Origin of the sequence: Streptomyces sp. NPDC050743, assembly GCF_044456925.1 — a bacterium.
In the GTDB taxonomy this organism is placed as follows: Bacteria; Actinomycetota; Actinomycetes; order Streptomycetales; family Streptomycetaceae; genus Streptomyces.
In genome coordinates, this window is sequence record NZ_JBITGJ010000317.1 from 1 (window position 1) to 1,699 (window position 1,699).

Here is a 1,699-nt window from a genome sequence, read left to right on the forward strand (position 1 = left end):
GGTTTTGCTCTGGTGGGCGAGGCCGCGTGCTGCGATGCGGCGCCAGGCGCCCTGGTCGCGGTCGCCCTGCCAACCACACTCACGGCAGATGGCCCACTTCCATCCTGCGATAGTGGGCTTGTCGGGGGCCTTGCGGTGCCGCAGCGGGGTGAGGCAGCAGGGGCAGTGCTTGGAGGTGTTGCGGGGTGGCACCGTCACCACGGCGATGCCGACCTCGGCGGCGAGATGCCGTATGCGGTCGGCGATCTGCCCGCGCACTGTCTGCGAGAGGCGGGTGTTGTGGGTGCGGCCCATGCCGCCGGCTTCCATCGACCGCAGGTCTTCGAGGTAGATGACCGTGGCCCCGGCCGTGACCGCCTGGTCTACCGTCCAGCGGGCGGCTGCCCAGGCCAGGGCGTCGTTGAGGTTCGAGCGGCGCTCGCACACGCGCCGGATCTCCTTGGCCAGCGTCTGCGCTTTGGCCTCCAGTGCAGGGCTGGCGAGCCGGGTGTACTGGTCGGTCTTGGCGTGCAGGTGTTCCGAGAGGCGGCGGAGCCGGTGCTGCTTGGCGAGCACACCAGCGGCGCGGAACTGGCCACCGGCCCCGCAGGCGGTGATCCGGCCGTCGTCGTTCAGTCGTGCGGCCCCGGCGGACAGCAGGGTGTTAAGGCCCCAGTCCACGCCGAGAGCGACCGTGTGGCCGGAGCGCTGGGCCTTGGCAACTGGGTGGGTGTAGGCGAGATCAGCCCGCACCTTGCCGTCAGCGAACCGCACCGTGGGCAGGTGCAGCACTGCGCCGGGCGGCACGGTCGGCGGCAGCCTGATCGCGCAGGACACCCATGTCCAGTCCCGGTATGCCTGTGGGTGGGGGCGGGTGGGGAGCTTAAGTCGCAGCAGGGCATGCCGGCCGTCGCTGGAACGCTCGAGGGTGGCCTGTTGTCCGTCGCATGCGGCGAGCAGCAGCATGTGCGGCACGCTGGGCAGTCCCTCGGCCTCGAACACATCGCCCGGCATCCGGTCGTTGTTGTCGAGGAACCGGGCGATCTGGCGGGTGCGGGATCGGATGATGTTCGACGGTAGGTACTCGCCGCCCGGTATCGCCTCACGCACCTGGTCCCACTCGTCCGGGGTGCGCTTGTGCGGATCGGCAGGCCAGGCCTTGAGCACGCCCGTGGTGAGATCAGCTCGCCACTTCACGGAGCGCAGGGCACGTCCGGCCTGTTCCTGGGCCATGCGAACGATCCGGTCGTTGACCTTCACGCCCTCGGGCGGTGCGGTGATCCAGCCTAGGCGGCGCAGAGCCATCCAGGCGTTCGACGGCAGTTCCCGGCCCCCGGCGTCCACCCGGGAGGCCAGCGTGTCCACGTCGGTGGTGTTCCAGTGCTCGCCCAGCAGATCGGTGACCATGCCGGCAACGAGATCGGTACACCAGCCCACGCGCTCCGCCAAGGCGGTACTGCTGAGGACTTCGCCGGTTTTCTCGTCTACGCCCGTGCGGATCAGAGTGCGGGCACAGGCGGTACGGGAGGTCTCGCCATCGGCGAGCGGCAGCTTCCGGCTCACGCCGCCCTGCTCTCTTCGCTGCACTGCCCGGACTCGGCCAGCAGGCGGCGGCGGTTCTCCGCGCTGCGCATCCCGTACATACGCCCGGCGAACGTGGTCACGAGCGAGACGAAGTCCTCCAGCAGCTCGTCTCGGCCGCCGAGCTTCTTCGGGTGCA

Annotated in this window: 1 protein-coding gene; it reads right to left on the minus strand. The window is 70.0% G+C overall.

Annotated elements, in window-relative coordinates:
• On the minus strand, window positions 1–1,542 hold a 1,542-nt coding region (locus ACIBJF_RS53320; RefSeq protein ID WP_399185104.1), incomplete at its 3' end, for a zinc ribbon domain-containing protein.
• Between the last annotated feature and the right edge of the window lie 157 nt (window positions 1,543–1,699).